At 64.3% G+C, this 21,539-nt stretch carries 7 protein-coding genes; 3 read left to right on the top strand and 4 right to left on the bottom strand.

Going from position 1 to position 21,539, the window contains the following annotated elements:
* Window positions 1–130: 130 nt before the first annotated feature.
* From J3361_RS24480 to tam, 4 genes are all read right to left on the bottom strand, one after another.
* The gene (locus J3361_RS24480; protein WP_207966703.1) at window positions 131–1,954 is read right to left on the bottom strand and encodes a glycoside hydrolase family 15 protein; all 1,824 of its coding nucleotides are present in this window, start codon (window positions 1,952–1,954) and stop codon (window positions 131–133) included.
* The gene (locus J3361_RS24475; RefSeq protein WP_207966702.1) at window positions 1,947–2,747 is read right to left on the bottom strand and encodes an SDR family oxidoreductase; all 801 of its coding nucleotides are present in this window, start codon (window positions 2,745–2,747) and stop codon (window positions 1,947–1,949) included. The genes J3361_RS24480 and J3361_RS24475 overlap by 8 nt, the downstream gene beginning before the upstream one ends.
* 243 nt (window positions 2,748–2,990) lie before the next feature.
* Complete coding sequence (locus tag J3361_RS24470; protein ID WP_207966701.1) at window positions 2,991–4,124, bottom strand: cupin-like domain-containing protein; 1,134 nt, start codon at window positions 4,122–4,124, stop codon at window positions 2,991–2,993.
* Window positions 4,125–4,215: 91 nt separating this feature from the next.
* On the bottom strand, window positions 4,216–4,986 hold the full coding sequence (gene tam, locus J3361_RS24465) for a trans-aconitate 2-methyltransferase (protein WP_207966700.1): 771 nt from the start codon (window positions 4,984–4,986) through the stop codon (window positions 4,216–4,218).
* 270 nt (window positions 4,987–5,256) lie between these two features.
* Between tam and J3361_RS24460 the strand changes: the two genes are divergently transcribed.
* The 3 genes from J3361_RS24460 to J3361_RS24450 form a co-directional block, all read left to right on the top strand.
* Complete coding sequence (locus tag J3361_RS24460; protein WP_207966699.1) at window positions 5,257–5,991, top strand: alpha/beta fold hydrolase; 735 nt, start codon at window positions 5,257–5,259, stop codon at window positions 5,989–5,991.
* Window positions 5,992–6,253: 262 nt separating this feature from the next.
* Window positions 6,254–18,844: a non-ribosomal peptide synthase/polyketide synthase gene (locus J3361_RS24455; protein WP_207966698.1), complete on the top strand. Its 12,591-nt coding sequence runs from the start codon at window positions 6,254–6,256 to the stop codon at window positions 18,842–18,844.
* On the top strand, window positions 18,845–21,539 hold a 2,695-nt coding region (locus J3361_RS24450), incomplete at its 3' end, for an amino acid adenylation domain-containing protein (RefSeq protein ID WP_207966697.1).

The following is a 21,539-nucleotide window of genomic DNA, read 5'->3' as shown; positions in this document are numbered from 1 at the left end:
TCCCTGTGGCGAGGGAGCTTGCTCCCGCTCGACTGCGCAGCAGGCGCAAAATCTTGGGGTCGCTTCGCAACCCAGCGGGAGCAAGCTCCCTCGCCACAGGGGCCGCGTTCAGGCTGGAGGGCAACTCAGCTCACGGCTGCCAATGATTTTTCTCGCCACTCAACTTGCGGTCCAGGAAGCTCGCCGCACTGATCAGCGCCAGGTGGGTCAGGGCCTGGGGAGTATTGCCCAGGTGGTAGCCGTGGCTGTCGAACTCTTCGGCGTACAACCCCAGCGGGTTGGCGTAGCGCAGCAGTTGTTCGAATTCCAGCTGGGCTTTTTCCACGCGGCCGGCGCGGGCCAGGCATTCGACGTACCAGAACGAGCAGGCGGCGAAGGAGCCTTCGGTGCCGCTGAGACCATCGATGGGGCTGTCGTCGTTGCGGTAGCGGTAGACCATGCCGTCGCGCACCAGGCTTTTTTCGATGGCATCGAGTGTCGACAGCCAGCGCGGGTCGCGGGCGCTGACGAAACGCACCAAAGGCATCAACAGCATTGAACCGTCCAGGGCGGTGCTGCCCAGGCGTTGGATGAAGTGCTGGTGTTCGTCGTTCCAGAAGTTTGTCCAGATGTCCTGGTAGATGGCCTGGCGCGTCTCGTCCCAGCGGGCGAATGGGGCGGGCAGGGAGCGTTTTTCGGCCAGGCGAATGGCGCGATCCACGGCGACCCAGCACATCAGCCGCGAATGCAGGAAATGCTGTTTGTCGCCGCGCATTTCCCAGATGCCCACGTCCTTGTCCTGCCAGACAGTGCATACCTGGTCGATCACCTCGACGGTGTGTTTCCAACCTTGATGGGAGATGGCTTCGCCGTATTTGTTGACCAGGTACACGGCGTCCATCAGTTCGCCGAAAATATCCAACTGCACTTGCTGGTAGGCGAGATTGCCGATGCGCACCGGTCGCGCGTTTCCAAAGCCGCTCAGGTGCGGCAGCTCGGTTTCCGGCAGTTCCTGCCTGCCATCCAGTCCGTAGAGGATGTTGAGTTTGGTCGGCTGGTCGCAGCAATCGCTGACCCGGCCCCGCAGCCAGCGCATGTAGGCGTTGGCTTCTTCGACGAAACCCAGGCGCATGAACGCGTAGACCGTGAACGACGCATCGCGGATCCAGGTGTAGCGGTAATCCCAGTTGCGCTCGCCGCCGCGAGTTTCCGGCAGGCCGAAGGTGGCGGCGGCGAGGATGGCGCCGTGTTTGCGCGAGGTCAGCAGCTTCAGCGCCAGGGCCGAGCGGTTGACCACTTCTCGCCAGCGCCCGCGATAATTGGATTGGCCGATCCAGCCGCGCCAGAACGCCAGGGTCCGCTCCAGGCACATCGCGCTGGCATCGTCCTGCAGGCACGGGTCGTCGATGCCGCCCAGCAGGAATTCGGCGCGCTGGCCCTGTTCCAGGGTGAATTCGGCCACCGCGGCGTTGCCGTTCAGCGTCATGGGTTGATCGCCGCATAAACGCAGGCTTGGATGCCCCGGCGCGCTGAAGCAAATGTGGCTGCCGTCCTGGCTCGCAGTCGTCGCGGCCCGAGCGTAGTCATGCCGCACCGCGCAGCGCAGGCGAAACGTCGCACTGCCGACGGTCATGTGGACCTTGCGCATCAGCACCGGCAAATCGTCTTCGCTGTCGCCGATGGGCAGCAGGTCGGTGATCTCCACCACAGCGCCGTCGCTCAGCCAACGGGTTTGCAATACGTTGGTGTCGGGCAGGTAGATCTGTTGCCGACGGGCGTTCGGCAGGTCAGGCGCGAGCTGGAAAATGCCCGCCTCCGGAGTGTCGAGCAGCGAACAGAAGATCGACGGGCTGTCGAATTCCGGCCAGCAGAAAAAATCGACACTGCCCCGGTCGTTGACCAGCGCGGCGCTGCGCATGTCGCCAATGATGCCGTGGTTCTCGATGGGGCTCTGCGGTTCGTCATGGTCAGCCATTGCCGCGAAACCCCGGATAAAGGCTCATCCCGCCATCGATGAACAACGTGGTGCCCACCACATAATCGGACCAGTCCGAGGCCAGCCAGACCACCGCATTGGCGACGTCCTCGACATCGCCAACACGGCCGTAAGGAATCAGCTCCAGCAGTTTCTGCTCCTGCTCGCCCTCGGTGGCTTCGCGGTTGATGGCCGTGCGGATGGCGCCGGGGGCGATGCTGTTGATGCGGATGCGCTGGTGGCTGGTTTCCTGGGCCAGGGTCTGCATCAGCAAATCGACACCGCCCTTGGACGCGGCGTAATTGATGTGGCCGGCCCAGGGAATGCGCTGGTGCACCGAGCTCATGTGGATGATCTTGCCGGCGGCCCGGGACACGCCCTGGCGAATGCCCTGGCGATTGAAGATTCGCAGGGCGGCGCGGGCGCAAAGGAACTGGCCGGTGAGGTTGGTGCCGATCACGGTGTTCCAGTCTTCCAGGCTCATATCGACGGCGGCGGCGTCTTTTTGCAAACCGGAATTGGCCACCAGGATGTCCAGTGTGCCAAAGGCATCGAGGGCTTGGGCGAACAGGTGCTCGACCTCCTGTTCCTTCGACACGTCGGCCCCCACGGCGATGGCGCGGCCGCCGTTAGCGTTGATTTCACGGGCCAGTTCTTGCGCCGGCTCCGCGTTGGAATGGTAGTTGAGCACCACGGCGGCACCCACATCTGCCAACGCCTTGGCCGCGCCTGCGCCAATGCCGGAGCTGGCGCCGGTGACCAGGGCGACCTGTCGGGCGAGGGATATCTGCATGGTCTAGCACCTTGAGTTGAGGGCCTTACCTGCTGACTGGTTTGAGGTGGGTGGAGTTCAGTTGGGTGAGGTGGTCTTCATATTCCAGGTCCAAACACAAACCTGTGGTAAGGGGACTGTGGGAGCAAAGCTTGCTCGCGAAACAGGCGACTCGATTTCCGAAAGACCGCATTGTCTTCATCGCGGGCAAGCCTTGCTCCCACAATCTGTCTGCCAGAAAAAGAACGTGCTTCAGGGCCGCTGTTACCACCCCCGTCCCGAGTTCACCCAGAAATTCACCGACAACGACGTAGACACCGACTCCACCTGATGAAACCAGCCCTCCGGCAAAAACAGCAAATCTCCAGCCTCCAGCGTCACGCGCAGGAAGGTCACGTCACGGGCCCGGGGGAAGCGTTGGTAGTCCGGCGCGTCCGGGTTGAAATCGCAGCCGTCCAGCCCGCCTTGGGGCGCCGTGGACCAGGTGCCCAGGGCTTCGCGATGATGAGGCGCGGCGAGGGTGAAGGTTTTCTGGCCCCAGACCTGGGCGAACAGATTGTCGGTGTCGTCGCGATGCAGGGGCGTCAGGGTGCCCTTGGGGCCGATCCAGATACGCGGTGGGATGAACAACGACGGGTCGAAGTAGGGCGGGTACTTGATCTGCTCCATCAACTGCGCCGGCAGGATGTTGTTGCCCATGTAGGCCGGTGGTTCACCGTCGGCGCCCTTGGCCGCCGGGCTGTCGAGGGAAGCGATAAAGTCGGCCATGGACGTGGCGCGAAAATCCCGCTCGGTGGAGAAGGTCTTCTTCACGTAGTCGCCGTGGCGGGTAATGCCTTGCAGCTCGGCGAAATGCACCAGGGATTCTTCGCGGCTGAGCTTGAACAACGGCCAGTCCTGCAAGGCATCGCTGATGACCAGCGGAATGCCGTGGGGCAGGTACTGTGCGCGGAATTCCTGCACCGACAGCCCGCTGCGCGGCCGCCGTTCCACGCTGCGTTGGGTCGGCAGGCTGGCGGTGAGTTTTTCGCTGAAGCGCGGCGGGGTCGGGTAGCGCTTGTTCATGTCGACCTTTTCCACCACGCCACCGCCATGCCGGGCATGGTCGATGATCTGCGGCAGCAACGTCGCCAGGCCCATGTTGCCGCCGATTTTCAGGCGACCGCTGGCGAACAGTTCCTCGACATTGGCCATGCCGGCCATGATCCCGAGGAAGTCCTTCTCCGCCACCTCGATGGTCACGTCGGGGCTGGTGTGGCGGCCCGCCTCGGTGCGGCTGCTGGCCTTGACCTCGGACCAGTACGCCTGGTGCGGGCCGAACACGAATTGGAAGACGCCTTCGATACCAACGGCGCCGGCATTGGCGAACAGCTTGCCCAGGATGGTGTGCAGGTCCACGGCGGTCACTCTTGCGGGTTTTTGGTCTTAGCAGGTAACGAGGGCCCGGATCAGAAATTTAGGCTCCGTCGCTGCGTCATCGACCCTCGCCCTAGCGCGTCGCGACCATGAACAACCGGGGAAACGGCAGCAGCACCGTCCCATCGTCCTGGGCTGGATAAGCCTGTTCGATCGCCTTGAGGTAGCGGGCCAGGTACTGCTCGCGTTGCGCCTCGTCCAGCGGCTCGAGAAATGGCCGCAAGGCGCTGCCCTTGAACCATTCCACCACGCCTGCGGCACCGCCGGCCAAGGGGTGATGGTAGGTGGTGCGCCACACATCGACGCGGCTGCAGTGGGGCTTGAGGATGGAATAGTAGGCGCTGGCATCCGCCATCTCGGTACGCGAATCAGCCGCCGCGGCCAGTTGGCTGGCCCAAGGCCCGTTGGCGGCGATTTCCCGCATCAAGCGGTGGGAGGGCTGGTGCAGGTTGTCGGGCATCTGGATCGCCAGGCTGCCGCCGGGGGCGAGTTTGCTCATCAGCGAGGGCAGCAGGGTGGCGTGGTCGGGCAGCCATTGCAGCACGGCGTTGGCGAAGATCACGTCGAACGGCCCGGGTTCATCCCATTGGCCAATGTCGGCCGTATCGAATGTTACGGCGGGCAAGCGCTTGCGTGCGGCGTCGATCATGTCGCTGGAACTGTCCAGGCCGCGTACCGTGGCGCCGCTGAAATGTTCCACCAACAACTCGGTGGAGTTGCCCGGGCCGCATCCCAGGTCGATCACCGTGCGCGCCTCCACGGGAGGAATGGCGGCGAGCAGGTCCCGGGACGGACGGGTGCGTTCCTGTTCGAAGGCGACGTATTGCTTGGCGGACCAGCCCATGGCGTTCTCCTGTGCAGTGATCGAGATGTCGCCAGTATAAGGTCGTGTGGGAAGATGAATCGCGTTATCGTTCATCGCGGGCAAGCCTTGCTCCCACATGCCTGGCTCTCACATGCCTTGCTCCCACATGCCTTGCTCCCACATGCCTCGCTCTCACATGCCTCGCTCTCACAAGGGACAGGCATCTCGTCGCGAACGTCACGGTTTTGACTAATTCCATGGGTTACGATTTCGTTATCTTCCCTACACGACCGATCGGAGAAAACCGCAGTGACCCAATTGACCCTGCTGTGCCTGCCTTATTCCGGCGCCAGCGCGATGGTGTATAGCCGCTGGCGGCGCACGTTGCCGCAATGGCTGCACGTGCAACCGGTGGAATTGCCGGGACGCGGGGCGCGTTTCGACGAGCCGCTGCACACCGACATGGGCCCGTTGGCGATGCAACTGGCGCGGGAGCTGCTCCCTTCGCTCAAGGCGCCGTACGCTTTGTTCGGTCACAGCCTGGGCGCGCTGCTGGCCTGTGAAATCGCCCATGTCCTGCGTGAACTCGGCAGCCCGGAACCGGTGGCGCTGTTTGCCTCCGGCACTGCGGCGCCGACGCTGCGCGCCGACTACGATCGCGGTTTCGCCAAGGCGAAGACCGACGCTGAGTTGATCGAGCAACTGCGCACCCTCAATGGTACGAGCGAGGAGATCCTGGCCAATGAAGAGCTGATGGACCTGACCCTGCCGATCCTGCGGGCCGACTTTTTGCTGTGCGGTCGTTTCCAGCCACGGCAGCGGCCGCTGCTCAATTGCCCGGTGCATGTATTCGGCGGCACGGCCGACAAGGCCACCACGGAGCAACTGATGGGCTGGCGCCGAGAAACCACGGGCAGTTTCTCGGTGGACATGCTGGCGGGCGGGCACTTCTTCATTCATGAGCACGAGGCCAAGGTGCTGCGGCTGATCAAGGATCAGTTGAGCGTGCATCATCGGCGGCATGGGTTGGCCATCAGCGCCTAGCCCGTTCAAGACCCGCTTCTGTGGCGAGGGAGCTTGCTCCCGCTGGGCGGCGAAGCCGCCCCAAAGAAACTTGCAGTAGTCCAGACAGACCGCATCAGCCGGTTTACGACTGCTGCGCAGCCGAGCGGGAGCAAGCTCCCTCGCCACGGGTTTCTTCCTTTCTGACACTTGTTCTCAAGCGCTAATTTTTCCGGTTTGCATTCGTTTCATAGGGACGACTTGCCTTTGTGCCTTGTGCCCACTGATTCCGGATACCCCAGAAATGAATGCTGAAGACGCCTTGAAACTTGCTCGCCGGTTTATCGGGTTGCCCTTGGAAAAGCGCCGGATGTTCCTGGCCGCGTTGGCCAAGGAGGGCGTGGAGTTCAGCGGGTTTCCCATTCCCCAGGGCGTCGAGGCCGAGGACCGCCAGGCGTTGTCCTATGCCCAGCAGCGCATGTGGTTTCTCTGGCAGTTGGAGCCCGACAGCGGCGCCTACAACCTGCCCGGGGCGGTGCGGCTCAAGGGCGCGTTGAGCCTGCCGGCGCTGGAGCAAGCCTTCGCCAGCCTGGTGGCCCGTCATGAAACCCTGCGCACGGTGTTCCAGCGCCAGGCCGACGACAGCCTCCTGCAAGTGCCCTCAAGCGCCGCTCTGGTGATCGGGCACAAGGACTTCAGCGCCTTGCCGGTTGCCGAGCGCGAGCAGGCGGTGCGCCAGGCCGCCGAAGCCCAATCGCTGCAGCCGTTCGACCTGTCTAGCGGCCCGTTGCTGCGGGTCGAACTGCTCAAGCTCGATGACCAGGAGCACGTGCTGCTGCTGACCTTGCACCACATCGTCTCGGATGGCTGGTCGATGAACGTGCTGATCGATGAATTCATTCGCTGCTATGACGCCCATGAGGCGGGGGTGGAACCACAACTGGCCGACTTGCCGATCCAGTACAGCGACTATGCCCTGTGGCAGCGCCGCTGGCTGGAAGCCGGCGAGCTGCAACGTCAACTCGATTACTGGCAAGCGCAACTGGGCGACGAACATTCGGTGCTGGAGTTGCCTATCGATTATCCACGCCCGGTGCTGCCGAGTTATCGCGGTCGTCGCCTGGAACAGGTGGTGGACGCCGCGCTGGTCGAGCAACTGCGCGGCGTTGCCCGCCAGCATGGGGTCACGTTGTTCATGCTGCTGCTGGGGACGTTCAATATCCTGCTGCACCGCTACACCGGGCAAGACGACTTGCGCGTCGGCGTCCCGATCGCCAACCGCAACCGCCGGGAAATCGAAGGGCTGATTGGTTTCTTCGTCAACACCCAGGTATTGCGGGTGCAACTGGATGGCCGGACGCGCCTCGGCGACCTGTTGCATGACATCAAGGAAACCGCCCTCGGCGCCCAGGCCCACCAGGATCTGCCCTTCGAACGGCTGGTCGAGGCGCTGAAACTTGAGCGCAGCCTCAGCTACAACCCGTTGTTCCAGGTGATGTACAACCACCAGCCGGAAGTGGCCGACGTCACCACGCTGAAAGTCGGCAGCGGTCTGGAGCTGGGCGTCATCGAGTGGGAAAGCCGCAGCACCCAGTTCGACTTGAGCCTGGACACCTACGAAAAGGGCGGACAGTTGCATGCGGCGTTCACCTACGCCAGTGACTTGTTCAACCCCGACACCATCGAGCGTATGGCGCGGCATTGGACGCTGCTGTTGCGCAACATCGTCAACGACCCGCAGCAGCGCGTCGGCGAGCTTGCGTTGTTGGCGCCGGCCGAATATCGGCAGTTAGTCATGGATTGGGGGCGTCACGACACGACCTGGCCGAGTGATCGCCCGGTGCATGAACTGTTCGAGGTGCAAGCTGAACGCAGCCCGGATGCCGTCGCCTTGATCTGCGATGGACAACGATTGAGCTATGGCGAGCTCAACGCCCGCTCCAACTGCCTGGGGCGCACGTTGGTGGCGGCGGGCGTCGGTCCGGACGTGCTGGTGGGCATCGCCGTCGACCGGAGCCCGGACCTGGTGGTGGCCATTCTCGCCGTGCTCAAGGCCGGTGGTGCCTACGTGCCGCTGGACCCCCAATACCCGGTCGATCGCCTGCGCTTCATGATCGAAGACAGCGCCAGCCGTTTGCTCTTGAGCCAAAGCCATTTGCTTGAACGGCTGCCGGTGCCCGACGGCGTGCGTTGCCTGTGCCTGGATCAGGCCGAGTCCTGGGAAAGCGCCGAGCCAGGCAACCTGCAACGCAAGGTGTGGGCCGACAGCCTGGCCTACGTCATGTTCACCTCCGGCTCGACCGGGCGGCCGAAAGGCGTCGGTATCAGCCACGGCGCGCTGAGCAAGCATGGGTTCGCCTCGCAGCACTATTACGGCTTGAGCAGCGCTGATTGTGTGCTGCAATTCGCGACCTTCAACTTTGATGCTTTTGGCGAGCAGCTGTTCGGTCCGCTGACCTGCGGCGCCTCGGTGGTGTTGCGCGGCAACGAGGTGTGGGACAGCGAAACCCTGTACCGCCAGATCGTCGAGCAGGGCATCACCGTCATGGACTTGACCACTGCCTACTGGAACATGATCGCCAAGGAATTTGCCGCTGTCGGTCCGCGTGACTATGCGGCGCTGCGCCAGGTCCACAGTGGCGGTGAAGCCATGCCGCCCGAAGGCGTACAGGCCTGGCGCCGGGCCGGGCTGGAGCAGGTCAAGTTGCTCAACACCTACGGTCCGACCGAGGCCACGGTCACGGCCACCACCCTGGATTGCAGCGATTACGTCTTCAATCGTCGGCCGCTGCCGCTCACCTTGCCCATTGGTCAACCGCTTCCTGGCCGGCATACCTATCTGCTGGATGCGCATCTGGCGCCCTCGCCGGTTGGGGTAACCGGCGAGCTACTGATTGGCGGCGAGTTGCTGGCGCGTGGTTACTTCCAGCGTCCGGCCTTGACCGCTGAACGTTTCATTCCCGATCCGTTTTCCACCACGGGTGCGCGCCTGTATCGCACCGGCGACTTGGCGCGCTTCAATGCCTTGGGCCAAATCGAATACGTGGGTCGCGTAGATCATCAAGTGAAGATCCGCGGCTTGCGCATCGAACTGGGCGAAATCGAAGCGCGCCTGCTGGAACTGGAGGCGGTCAGCGACGCCGTCGTATTGGCGGTGCAAGGTGGCAGCAGCCTGCAACTGGTGGGTTACGTGGTGCCCAAGGATGCAACGCTGGTGTCGGCCTCGGCGGATGAACAGGGCGCTGCGCGGGAATCCCTCAAGGCGCAACTCAAGGACTGCGTGCCAGACTACATGGTCCCGACCCAATGGTTGTTCCTTGGGCAATTGCCGCTGAGTCCCAACGGGAAGCTCGACCGCAAGGCCCTGCCTTCAGCCGATGCCAGCCAACTGCAACAGGCCTATATCGCCCCCCGCAGCGAACTGGAGCAAGGCATCGCGGCGATCTGGCAGGACGTGCTCAAGCTTGAACAGGTCGGCTTGACCGACAACTTCTTCGAGCTGGGCGGTGACTCGATCATCTCGATCCAGGTGGTCAGCCGCTCGCGGCAGGCCGGGATCCATTTCACCCCCCGTGACCTGTTCCAGCATCAAACCGTGCAAGGCCTGGCGAGCGTCGCGCAACAAGGCGGCAGCGAGCTGCAGATCGATCAGGGACCGGTCAGCGGCGAACAGCCGTTGCTGCCCATCCAGCAGATGTTTTTCGAGGAGGCGATTGCCCAGCGCCACCACTGGAACCAGGCCGTCTTGTTGCGCAGCCATCTACCCTTGCAGGCACCCGCGCTGCTGCAGGCGCTCAACGCCGTGTTGGCGCATCACGATGCCTTGCGTTCGCGCTTCGTCGAAACCCCGGCGGGCTGGCGGGCCGAGGTGGCGCCGATGGTGGTCGATCCTGAGGTGTTGTGGACGGCGGACAACCTGAGCGCCGCTGAGCTGCAAGACTTCTGTGCCAAGGCCCAGTGCAGCCTCGGCCTGCACAACGGCCCGTTGCTGCGTGCGGTGCTGGCGAGCATGGCCGATGGCAGCCAGCGTCTGTTATTGGCCGTGCACCACCTGGCCGTGGACGGTGTGTCGTGGCGCATCCTGTTGGAAGATCTGCAACGGGCTTATCAACAGGCCAGCGTCGGCGCCGCCGTCAAGCTGCCGGCCAAGACCAGCGCCTATAAAGCCTGGGGTGAGCATTTGCAGGCCTACGCCACGACCGAAAACGTTCAGGCCGAACTGACGTTCTGGCAGCAACAACTGCAAGGCGCTGTCGTGGATCTGCCATGGGATAACCCCCAAGGCAGCCGACAAAGCCGTTACGCCAAAGTGCTGCACAGCCGTCTCGACAAAACCCTCACTCAGCAACTGCTGCAACAGGCGCCCGCGGCGTATCGCACTCAGGTCAACGACCTGCTGCTAACCGCCCTGGCGCGGGTGATCTGTCGCTGGAGCGGCCACGTCGACACCTTGATCCAACTGGAAGGCCATGGCCGCGAAGAGTTGTTCAGTGGCGTCGACCTCACTCGTACGGTCGGCTGGTTTACCAGCCTGTTCCCTGTGCGCCTCACACTGGCGGATGGCGTGGCCGCCACGATCAAGCAGATCAAGGAGCAACTGCGGGCGATCCCGAACAAGGGCATCGGTTTCGGCGTGCTGCGCTACCTCGGCGACGAGGCGGCGCAAGCCTGTCTCAAGGCCTTGCCATTGCCGTGCATCACCTTCAATTACCTCGGCCAGTTCGACGGCAGTTTCGATGCCCGGGAGGGGGCGCTGTTCAGCCCGGCGGGGGAAAGCGCCGGGCGCGAGCAGAGCCTTGATGCGCCCCTGGACAACTGGCTGGGTGTCGAAGGCCAGGTCTATGACGGCGAGCTCGACTTGCGTTGGACGTTCAGCCATGAGCAATTCAACGAGGCGACCATCGCCCGCCTGGCCGATGACTACACCCGCGAGCTGGAAGCGCTGATTGGCCATTGCTGCCAGGCCGATGCCATGGGCACCACGCCGTCGGACTTCCCGCTGGCGCGCATCACCCAGGCGCAGTTGGACGCGATCCCAGTGCCGGCGGCCGCTATCGAAGACATTTATCCACTGTCGCCAATGCAGCAAGGCATGCTGTTTCACACCCTGTACGAGCAGGGCACCGGGACCTACATCAACCAGTTGTGCGTGGATGTCGATGGCCTGGACCCCGAGCGTTTCCGCGCGGCGTGGCAGGCGACAATGGATGCCCACGAAATCCTGCGCAGCGGCTTCATCTGGCAGGGCGAGTTGCAGCAACAGTTGCAGACCATCCACCGCCGTCTGGCGCTGCCCTACACCGTGCTCGACTGGCGCGAACGCCATAACGTCGCCCTGGCTCTCAAGGATTTCATTGCCGCTGATCTTGCCATGGGCTTCGACCTGACCCAGGCCGGGCTGCTGCGGGTCACGCTGATTCAACTGAGCGATGAGCGTCATCATCTGATCTTCACTAACCACCATATTTTGATGGATGGCTGGAGCAGCGCGCAGATGCTCGGTGAAGTGCTGCAACGCTATGCCGGTCAACAGCCGCCGCGGCCGGTCAGCCGCTATGCCGATTACATCCAGTGGTTGCAGCGCCAGGACGCCGCCCTCAGCGAAGCGTTCTGGCTGGCGCAGCTGGCCGATCTCCAGGAGCCGACGGTATTGGCGAACGCTGCGGCGGCGGGTGGCGAGGTGCGCCGCGAAAGCGGTCACGCCCTCAGGCATTACCAACTGGATGCGTCGGGTACGGGCCGTCTCAACGCCTTCGCCCGTCAGCAGAAAGTCACCGTCAACACCCTGGTGCAAGCGGCGTGGCTGTTGCTGTTGCAGCGCTATACCGGCAGCGACTGCGTGGCGTTTGGCACCACCGTGGCCGGGCGGCCCGCAGAGCTGGTTGGCATCGAGCAACAGGTCGGCCTGTTCATCAACACCTTGCCGGTGATCGCGGGCTCGCGTCCGGACCAGACCGTCGCGGCCTGGCTGGCCGCCGTACAGGCCCGGAACCTGAGCCTGCGTGAGTTCGAGCACACGCCACTGGCGAGCGTCCAGCGCTGGGCCGGGCAGGGCGGGGGCGCGCTGTTCGACAGCCTGCTGGTGTTCGAAAACTTCCCGATTTCCGCGGCGTTGCAACACGGCACCGCCCAAGGCGTGGTGTTCGGCGAAGTCGCCAACCAGGATCAGACTCACTACCCACTGACCCTGGGCGTGACCCTGGGTGAGACGCTGGCCCTGCACATGAGTTTCGACCAGGCGCATTTCAGCGTTGCAACCATTGAGCGCTTGAGTGCGCAGTTGCTGCTCCTGCTGGAGCGGTTTGCCGAATCCGCCGAGCGCCGTCTCGGCGAGATCGCCCTGGCCAATGACGAGGAGCACAGCGGGCAACAGGCCGCCAATCATCCGCAGCCGTACCCGACCGACATCCCCGTACATCAACGCATTGCCGATCTGGCGGCGCACAAGCCCCACGCCACGGCAGTGATCTTCGACGGCCAGCGTTTCAGCTATGGCGACATCGACCGTCGCGCCAACCGCCTGGCCCACAAGCTCATCGAATTGGGCGTGGGGCCGGAAACCCGCGTTGGCGTGGCCCTGCCGCGCAGCGAAGGGGTGATCGTCGCGCTGCTGGCGGTGCTCAAGGCCGGCGGCGCCTATGTGCCGCTGGACACCAGCTACCCACGGGAACGCCTGGCGTACCTGATCGAGGATTCCGGGCTGGCGCTGTTGCTCACCGACTCCCGGGTATCGGCGCAGTTGCCGTTGGAAGGCGCCGACCAGGTGCTTGAACTCGATCGCCTGGACGTGAGCCAGCAATCGGCGGATGCGCCTTCGGTCAGCGTCGATCCGCAGAACCTCGCCTACGTGATCTACACCTCCGGCTCCACCGGCAACCCCAAAGGCGTGAGCGTGGCCCACGGTCCGCTGGCGATGCACTGCCAGGCCATCGGCGAGCGCTACGAGATGCGTGACAGCGATTGCGAATTCCATTTCATGTCGTTCGCCTTCGACGGTGCCCATGAGCGCTGGCTCACCAGCCTGACCCACGGCGCCTCGCTGCTGATTCGCGATGACAGCTTGTGGACCCCGGAACAGACCTACAACGCGATGCGCGAACACGGCGTGACGGTGGCGGCATTCCCGCCGGTGTACCTGCAACAACTGGCCGAGCACGCCGAGCGCGAGGGCAACCCGCCGAAGGTGCGCATCTACTGCTTCGGCGGCGATGCGGTGCCCAATGTCAGCTTCGAACGGGTCAAGCGCGCCCTCGATCCGGACTTCATCATCAACGGCTACGGCCCGACCGAAACCGTGGTCACCCCGCTGATCTGGAAGGCTGGCCGCGACGTGGCGTGTGGCGCCGCCTATGCGCCCATCGGCAGCCGCATCGGTGACCGCAGCGCCTACGTGCTCGACGCCGACTTGAACCTGCTGCCCCAAGGCATGGCAGGTGAGCTGTACCTGGGCGGCACCGGCCTGGCGCGGGGTTACCTGAACCGTCCGGGCCTGACGGCCGAGCGCTTTGTCGCCGACCCGTTCAGCACGGGCGGCGGGTTGCTCTACCGCACCGGCGATCTGGTGCGCCAACGCGCCGATGGCATTTTTGATTACCTGGACCGTATCGACAATCAAGTGAAGATCCGTGGCTTCCGCATCGAGCTGGGGGAAGTCGAAGCCAGCCTGCAAGCCCTTGAAGGCGTGCGCGAAGCGGTTGTCGTGGCGCAGGAAGGTGCTGCTGGCAGCGGCAAGCGCCTGGTCGCCTATGTGGTGGCCAATGAGGCCGTGCAAAAGGATTTCGCCGAGCACCTGCGCGAACAACTCAAGACGACATTGCCGGCGCACATGGTACCGGCCTATCTGCTGCTGCTCGATCGCCTGCCGCTGACCCCCAACGGCAAGCTCGACCGCAAGAACCTGCCCAAGCCCGACGTCAGCCAATTGCAGCAATCCTACGTGGCCCCGCGCAGCGCGCTGGAGCAGCAACTGGTGTCGATCTGGCAGGACGTGCTCAAGCTTGAACGCGTGGGCCTGCGGGACAACTTCTTCGAACTGGGCGGCGATTCCATCGTCTCGATCCAGGTGGTTAGTCGCGCGCGGCTGGTCGGTATCCACTTCACGCCGAAGGATCTGTTCCAGCACCAGACCATCGAGGCGCTGGCCGCCATGGCACAGACGGGCGCGCGACTGCAATTGATCGACCAGCAACCCGCGACCGGCGAAACCGCACTGCTGCCGATTCATCAATGGTTCTTCACCCAGCCGATCCCCGACCGCCATCACTGGAACCAGTCGGTGATGCTCAAGCCGACCCAGGCACTCGATCCCCAGGCATTGGAGCGGGCCTTGGGTGCGCTGGTCCTGCACCACGACAGCCTGCGCCTGGACTTCATCGAGCAGGACGAACGCTGGACCGCGCGTTATCGCGATGTCGAGGCGCAGGCCGCCGACACGCTGCTCTGGCAAGCCGATGTCGCCGATCTCGCCGCACTCGAAGTGCTGGGCAACCAGGCCCAGCGCAGCCTGCGACTGGCGGGCGGGCCGCTGATCCGCGCACTGCTGGCGAACCTCGCCGATGGCACCCAGCGGCTGTTGCTGATCGTCCATCACCTGGTGGTGGACGGTGTGTCCTGGCGGATTCTGTTCGAAGACCTGCAAAGCGCTTATCGGCAGGTCCTCACCGACGCGACGGTGCAATTGCCGGCCAAGACCAGCGCGGTCAACGCCTGGACCGCTGCGTTGCAGGACTATGCCGCCAGCGCACCCTTGCAGGCCGAGTTGGGCTTTTGGCAGCGGCAGTTACAGGGCGCCTCGGCGAGCTTGCCGTGGGACAACCCCGAGGGTGGGCAGCAACAGGGGCAAGCCGTGACGATCCGCACGGCTCTGGACAAGAACCTCACCCGGCAATTGCTGCAGCAAGCACCGGCGGCCTATCGCACCCAGGTCAACGACCTGCTGCTGACGGCGCTGGCACGGGTGATGGTGCGCTGGACCGGTGATGACAGTGTGTGGGTGCAACTCGAAGGCCACGGCCGTGAGGATCTGTTCACCGACATTGACCTGAGCCGTACCGTCGGCTGGTTCACCAGCCTGTTCCCGGCCCGATTGACGCCGGTAGCGGATGACCTTGGCGCCTCGCTGAAGCAGATCAAGGAACAACTGCGGGCCATCCCCAACAAGGGCGTTGGCTTCGGGGCCTTGGCGCACCTGGGCGATGACGCCGCACGTCAAACCCTGCAAGCCTTGCCGAAACCGCAACTGACGTTCAACTACCTCGGCCAGTTCGACGGCAGTTTCGATGCGGCCGCCGATGCCTTGTTCGTCCCGACCACAGAGCGCGGCGGCGAGGAAGTGAACCTGCAAGGTCCGCTGGGCAGCCCGCTGGCCCTTGACGGCCAAGTGTTCGGCGGCGAGCTGGACCTGAGCTGGACCTTCAGCGGCGAGCTGTTCAATACCGCGACCATCCAGCGCCTGGCCGATGACTACGTGCAAGAGCTCACTGCGCTCATCGCCCATTGCTGCGACAGTCACAGCGGTGGCGTGACGCCGTCGGATTTCCCCCTGGCGCGGCTGACCCAGGCGCAACTGGACACCCTGGTCCAGGCACCTCAGGCCATCGACGACATCTACCCGTTGTCGCCGATGCAGCAGGGCATGCTGTTTCACACCTTGCTCGGGCAGGGCGGCGGCGACTACATCAACCAGATGCGCCTCGACGTCGAAGGCGTCGATCCGCAGCGTTTCCGCGCCGCCTGGCAAGCGGTGGTCGATGCCCATGACATCCTGCGCACCGGGTTCTTCTGGCAGGGTGACCTGGAGCAGCCGGTGCAAATCGTCCAGCGTCAGGTCGAGGTGCCGTTCCGTGTGCTCGACTGGAACGGGCGGACGGAGATTGAGGGTGCCTTGCAAACCCTCGCCGATGAAGAGCGAGCTCAAGGCGTGGACCTGACCCGGGCGCCGCTGATGCGCCTGGTGCTGGTGCGCATCGGCACGGATCGGCATCACCTGATCTACACCAACCATCACATCCTGATGGATGGCTGGAGCAGCGCGCAGTTGCTCGGCGAAGTCTTGCAGCACTACCGCGGCGACGCGGTCGCTCGCCCGGCTGGGCGTTATCGCGATTACATTGCCTGGTTGCAACGCCAGGACGCGGGCCTCGGCGAAAGGTTCTGGACGCAACAGTTGCGCACGCTGGATGAGCCGGTGCGCCTGGCCCAGGTGTTTGCGCGCCCGGCGCAGGACGTCTCGGCTAACCTGTACGGCCATCATCCTGTGCAACTGGATGCGCAGCAGACCCAACGCCTGGCCGAATTCGCCCGCCAATCCAAAGTCACCGTCAACACCCTGGTGCAAGCGGCCTGGCTGTTGCTCTTGCAACGCTACACCGGCAAAGCCAGCGTGGCGTTCGGCGCGACGGTGGCGGGGCGGCCGGCGGACCTGGTGGGCGTCGAGGGCCAGATCGGCCTGTTCATCAACACCTTGCCGGTCATCGCCAGCCCGCGTCCGGAACAGACGCTGGGCGACTGGCTGCACAGCGTCCAGGCGCAGAACCTGGCCTTGCGCGAGTTCGAGCACACGGCGTTGTTCGACATCCAGCGCTGGGCCGGGCTGGGCGGCGAAGCGTTGTTCGACAACATTCTGGTGTTCGAGAACTACCCGATTTCCGAAGCCCTGGAGCACGGTGCGCCTGACGGCGTGCGTTTCGGTGCCGTGGATAACCTGGAACAGACCCACTACCCGCTGACCCTGCTGGTCAGCCTTGGTGCCGAGCTGGCGGTGCAGTTCAGCTACCAGTACGCCAGTTTCGCCCCGGCCTCGGTCGAGCAGATCGGCGTGCATCTGCGGCGCTTGCTGCTGCAAATGACCGACGGCACGCAACGACCCCTGGGGGAACTGAGCTTGCTCGACAGCGGTGAAACCCACCAGCAGGTGCAAGGCTGGAACGCCACCGCCGCCGCTTATCCGGATGAGCATTGCGTCCATCGGCTGTTCGAGGCCCAGGCCCGCCGAACGCCGGATGCCACCGCGCTGGTGTTCGCTGAACAGGCGCTAAGCTACGCCGAACTCAACGTCCGGGCCAACCGTCTGGCCCATCGCTTGATCGAGCAAGGCGTCGGGCCCGATCAGTTGGTTGGCGTCGCCCTGGAGCGTGGCGTGGAGATGATTGTCGCCTTGCTGGCCATCCTCAAGGCCGGTGGCGCCTACGTGCCGCTCGACCCGCAATACCCGGCCGACCGGCTGGCGCACATGATCGAAGACAGCGGCATCGAACTGCTGCTGACCCAACGTTCGCAGCTCAACCAGCTACCGCTGAACTGTGGGAGCGAGCCCGTGGGAGCAAAGCTTGCTCGCGATGGCGGTGGTTCAGTCAATGGTGATGGTGGGTGTGCCGACGCTATCGCGAGCAAGCTTTGCTCCCACAGGCTCGCTCCCTCAGGGGCGGGGGTTGGCGTTAAGACATTGGTGTTGGATCAGGAGGGGGACTGGCTCGACGGTTATGCCGACGAGGCGCCGGCGACGCGCCTGGATGCGGAGCACTTGGCCTACGCCATCTACACCTCCGGCTCCACTGGCAAACCCAAAGGCGTGATGGTGCGGCACGGGGCGCTGGTGAATTTCGTTGCCAGCATGGTCCGCGAACCGGGTATCGCCGCCAGTGATCGAGTGCTGTCACTGACCACGTTCTCGTTCGACATCTTCGGCCTGGAACTCTATGGCGCGCTGTTGAGCGGTGCCTGCGTGGTGCTGGTGGACAAGCAGAGCGCCCACGACCCCGAAGCGCTGCTCAAGACCATCGACCAGCAACAGGTCAGCGTGGTCCAGGCCACGCCATCGACCTGGCGCATGCTGCTCGACCACCCGGCGTCCGCCTTGCTGGCCGGGTGCAAATGCCTGTGCGGTGGCGAGGCGTTGGCCGAGGACCTGGCGGAGCGGTTGCTGGATGTCGCCGGCGAAGTCTGGAACCTGTACGGCCCGACCGAAACCACCATCTGGTCGGCGGCCTACCGCTTGACCGCCGAGCAGCGCCTGCCCTACCTCGGCCGGCCGATCGCCAACACCGCGTTGTACATCGTCGGCGATCACTTCGCGCCGAACCCGGTCGGGCTCATCGGCGAACTGTTGATTGGCGGCGACGGCCTGGCCCGGGGTTACCACGACCGTGCGGCGCTCACCGCCGAGCGCTTCCTGCCGGACCCGTTCGGCAACGGCGCGCGGCTGTACCGCACCGGTGACCTGGCGCGCCAGCGGGGCGACGGCGTGATCGAGTACATCGGCCGGGTCGATCATCAGGTGAAGATCCGCGGTTTCCGCATCGAACTGGGGGAAATCGAAGCCTGCCTGCTGGCCCAGGCGTCGATCCGCGAAGCGGTGGTGGTGCCGCAACAAGGGCCGGGCGGCCTGCAGTTGGTGGCATACCTGATCGCCGCGCATCCAGAAACGGCGGAACCGGCGGCCCTGCGCGACGCCCTCAAGGCCCAGCTCGCGCCTTTGCTGCCCGACTACATGATGCCGGCGCACTGGCTGTTGCTCGAACGCTTCCCGCTGACCCCCAACGGCAAGCTCGACCGCAAGGCCTTGCCGCTGCCGGACGCCCAGCAACTGCTACGCGCCTACGTGGCGCCCGAGGGCCCGCTGGAGCAGGGCATCGCCGCCATCTGGCAAGACGTGCTCAAGCTCGAGCGGGTAGGGCGCGACGACAACTTCTTTGAACTGGGCGGGCATTCCCTGCTGGCGACGCAAGCGACGGCGCGCCTGCAAATGCAGCAAGGCGCCGCGGTGCCCCTGGACTTGCTGTTCAGCACCCCATCCCTGGCCGACTACGCCGCGCAACTGGCGGCCCACCTGACCCCTCACTCCAGCGACGACCTGAGTGAGATGCATGCTTTCCTGGCAGACCTGGAGACCCTTTGAATGACTCAGCTCGATAACCTGTCTCTGGTTCAGCGATTTATCCGTTTACCGCTCGCCCAACGGCAAGCGTTCTTGCACAAGCTGCACAGCAAGAATATGAGCCTGGCGGCGTTGCCGATCCCGGCGATGCGCGACGAGTTCGCGACGCTCGACCTGTCCTACGCCCAGGAACGCCAGTGGTTCCTTTGGCAACTGGACCGCCACAGCGCGGCCTACCATGTGCCCACGGCGCTGCGCCTGCGCGGCGCCCTCGACCTGTCGGCGTTGCAACGCAGTTTCGACGCCTTGCTGGCCCGTCACGACGTGCTGCGCACGGTATTCATCGACAGCCCGCAAGGGCCCCAACAAGTGGTGCAGGCGAGTTTGAGCCTGGCGATTGAGCCGCAAGCAGCGGATGAGGCCATGCTCAAAGCCCTGATTGATGACGAAATCGCCAGACTGTTCGACCTGCAACAGGGCCCGCTGCTGCGGGTCAAACTGCTGCAACTCGCCGCGGACGACCATGTGCTGGTGCTGACCCAGCACCACATCATTTGCGACGGTGCGTCGGCGCAGATCATGGTCAATGACCTGGTCCAGCTCTACGCCGCCCACCGCAGCGGCCAAGCGCCGAGCCTGGCGCCTCTGCCGATCCAGTACGCCGATTATGCGATCTGGCAGCGCAAATGGATGGAGGCCGGCGAACTGGAGCGGCAACTGGCCTATTGGACCGAACGGCTGGGGGACGGCGGCGAAGTCCTGCCGTTGCCAACGGACCGGCCGCGCCCGGCGGTGCAGAGCCATCGCGGCGCACGCCTGGACCTGACCGTTGACGCCGGGCTGACCCAGGGCCTGAAGCAATTGGCCCAGCGCGAATCCTCGACGCTGTTCATGGTCTTGCTGGCGTCGTTCCAGGCCTTGTTGCACCGCTACAGCGGCCAATCGGACATCCGTGTCGGCGTACCGGTGGCCAACCGTAATCGCCCTGAAACCGAAGGCCTGATCGGCTTTTTCGTCAACACCCAAGTGCTTAATGCCCAGGTGCGCGGCGACCTGCCTTTCGAGCAATTGCTGGCGCAGGTCAAGCAGGCCTCGCTGGGCGCACAGGCCCATCAAGACCTGCCGTTCGAGCAGTTGGTGCAGGCACTGGCACCCCAGCGGCAGGCGAGCCATAGCCCGCTGTTCCAGGTGATGTTCAACCACCAGAGCAGCGGCGCAACCCAGGCCTTGCAATTGCCGGGGTTGCAGGTCGAGAGCCTCGACTGGAGCTCCCACACTGCCCAGTTCGACTTGACCCTCGACACCCACGAGACCCTCGGTGAACTCGCCGCATCCCTGAGCTACGCCACTGAGCTGTTCGACGCCAGCACCGTGCAGCGCCTCGCCGAGCACTGGCTGAACCTGTTGCATGGCATCGTTGCCAATCCCGGCCAACGTATCGGTGAATTGCCGTTGCTGACGGCCGCCGAGCACCGGCAACACATCACCCAATGGAACCCGGTCCCGCGCAGCTTCCCGGGCGAGGCCTGCCTGCATCAGCGCATCGCCGAACAGGCGCGCTTGCGTCCCGACGCCGTCGCGTTGCGTTTCAACACCCAAACCCTGACCTACGGCGAACTCAACGCCCAGGCCAACCGCCGCGCCCATCAGTTGATCGCCCTCGGCGTCGGCCCGGATGTATTGGTGGGATTGGCCGCCGAGCGGGGCTTCGACATGCTGGTGGGCCTGCTGGCGATCCTCAAGGCCGGCGGCGCCTACGTGCCGCTGGACCCGACGTATCCCCAGGATCGCCTGGCCTACATGATGCAGGACAGCGGCATTCGCTTGCTGCTGACCCAAGCGGCTCTAGTCGATCAATTACCGGTGCCGGATGGCGTGCAGACGCTGCTGTTGGACGCCGACGTCAGTGCTTTCACCAACAACGATCCGCACGTAGCAATGGACGCCGCGAACCTCGCCTACGTGATCTACACCTCCGGCTCCACCGGTAATCCGAAAGGCACCTTGCTGCCGCACCACAACGTGCTGCGTCTGTTCGAAGCCACCGAGCCCTGGTTCAACTTCGGCGCGGAGGATGTCTGGAGCCTGTTCCATTCCTACGCGTTCGACTTCTCGGTCTGGGAAATTTTCGGCGCACTGCTCCACGGTGGCGAGCTGTTGATCGTGCCGTATGACATCAGCCGCTCACCGCAGCAGTTCCATGAACTGCTGTGCGACGCCGGGGTGACGGTGCTCAACCAGACGCCATCGGCGTTCAGGCAACTGATGCACGAAGCCTGCACCGATGACCGAGCCAATGCCTTGCGCTACGTGGTGTTCGGCGGCGAGGCGCTGGACGTCAAGTCCCTGCGCCCATGGTTCGAGCGCTTCGGCGATGCGGCGCCGCAACTGATCAACATGTACGGCATCACCGAAACCACCGTGCACGTGACCTACCGTCCGCTGTCCGTAGCCGACTTGGAGCAGGACGCCAGCAGCCCGATTGGCGAGCCGATTGCCGACCTGTCGTGGTATCTGCTGGACGGCGACCTCAACCCGGTGCCAAAAGGTTGCATCGGTGAACTGTACGTGGGTCGCGCCGGCCTGGCCCGGGGTTACCTGAATCGTGGCGACCTCACCGCGTTGCGTTTCATCCCCGACCCGTTCGGCGAAAGCGGCGCACGTTTGTACCGCACCGGTGACCTGGCGCAGTACCGCAGCGACGGCGTGATCGAGT

It is taken from the genome of Pseudomonas sp. OA65, assembly GCF_017498305.1.
Classification (GTDB): domain Bacteria; phylum Pseudomonadota; class Gammaproteobacteria; order Pseudomonadales; family Pseudomonadaceae; genus Aquipseudomonas; species Aquipseudomonas zanjanensis.
Note: the sequence above shows the minus strand (reverse complement) of the source record. Positions and strands in the feature narration are given on the sequence as shown.

Coding starts and splice junctions, on each gene's coding strand:
- J3361_RS24480 (WP_207966703.1), bottom strand. CDS start 1,954: ATGGCTGACCATGACGAACCGCAGAGCCCCATCGAGAACCACGGCATC.
- J3361_RS24475 (WP_207966702.1), bottom strand. CDS start 2,747: ATGCAGATATCCCTCGCCCGACAGGTCGCCCTGGTCACCGGCGCCAGC.
- tam (WP_207966700.1), bottom strand. CDS start 4,986: ATGGGCTGGTCCGCCAAGCAATACGTCGCCTTCGAACAGGAACGCACC.
- J3361_RS24455 (WP_207966698.1), top strand. CDS start 6,254: ATGAATGCTGAAGACGCCTTGAAACTTGCTCGCCGGTTTATCGGGTTG.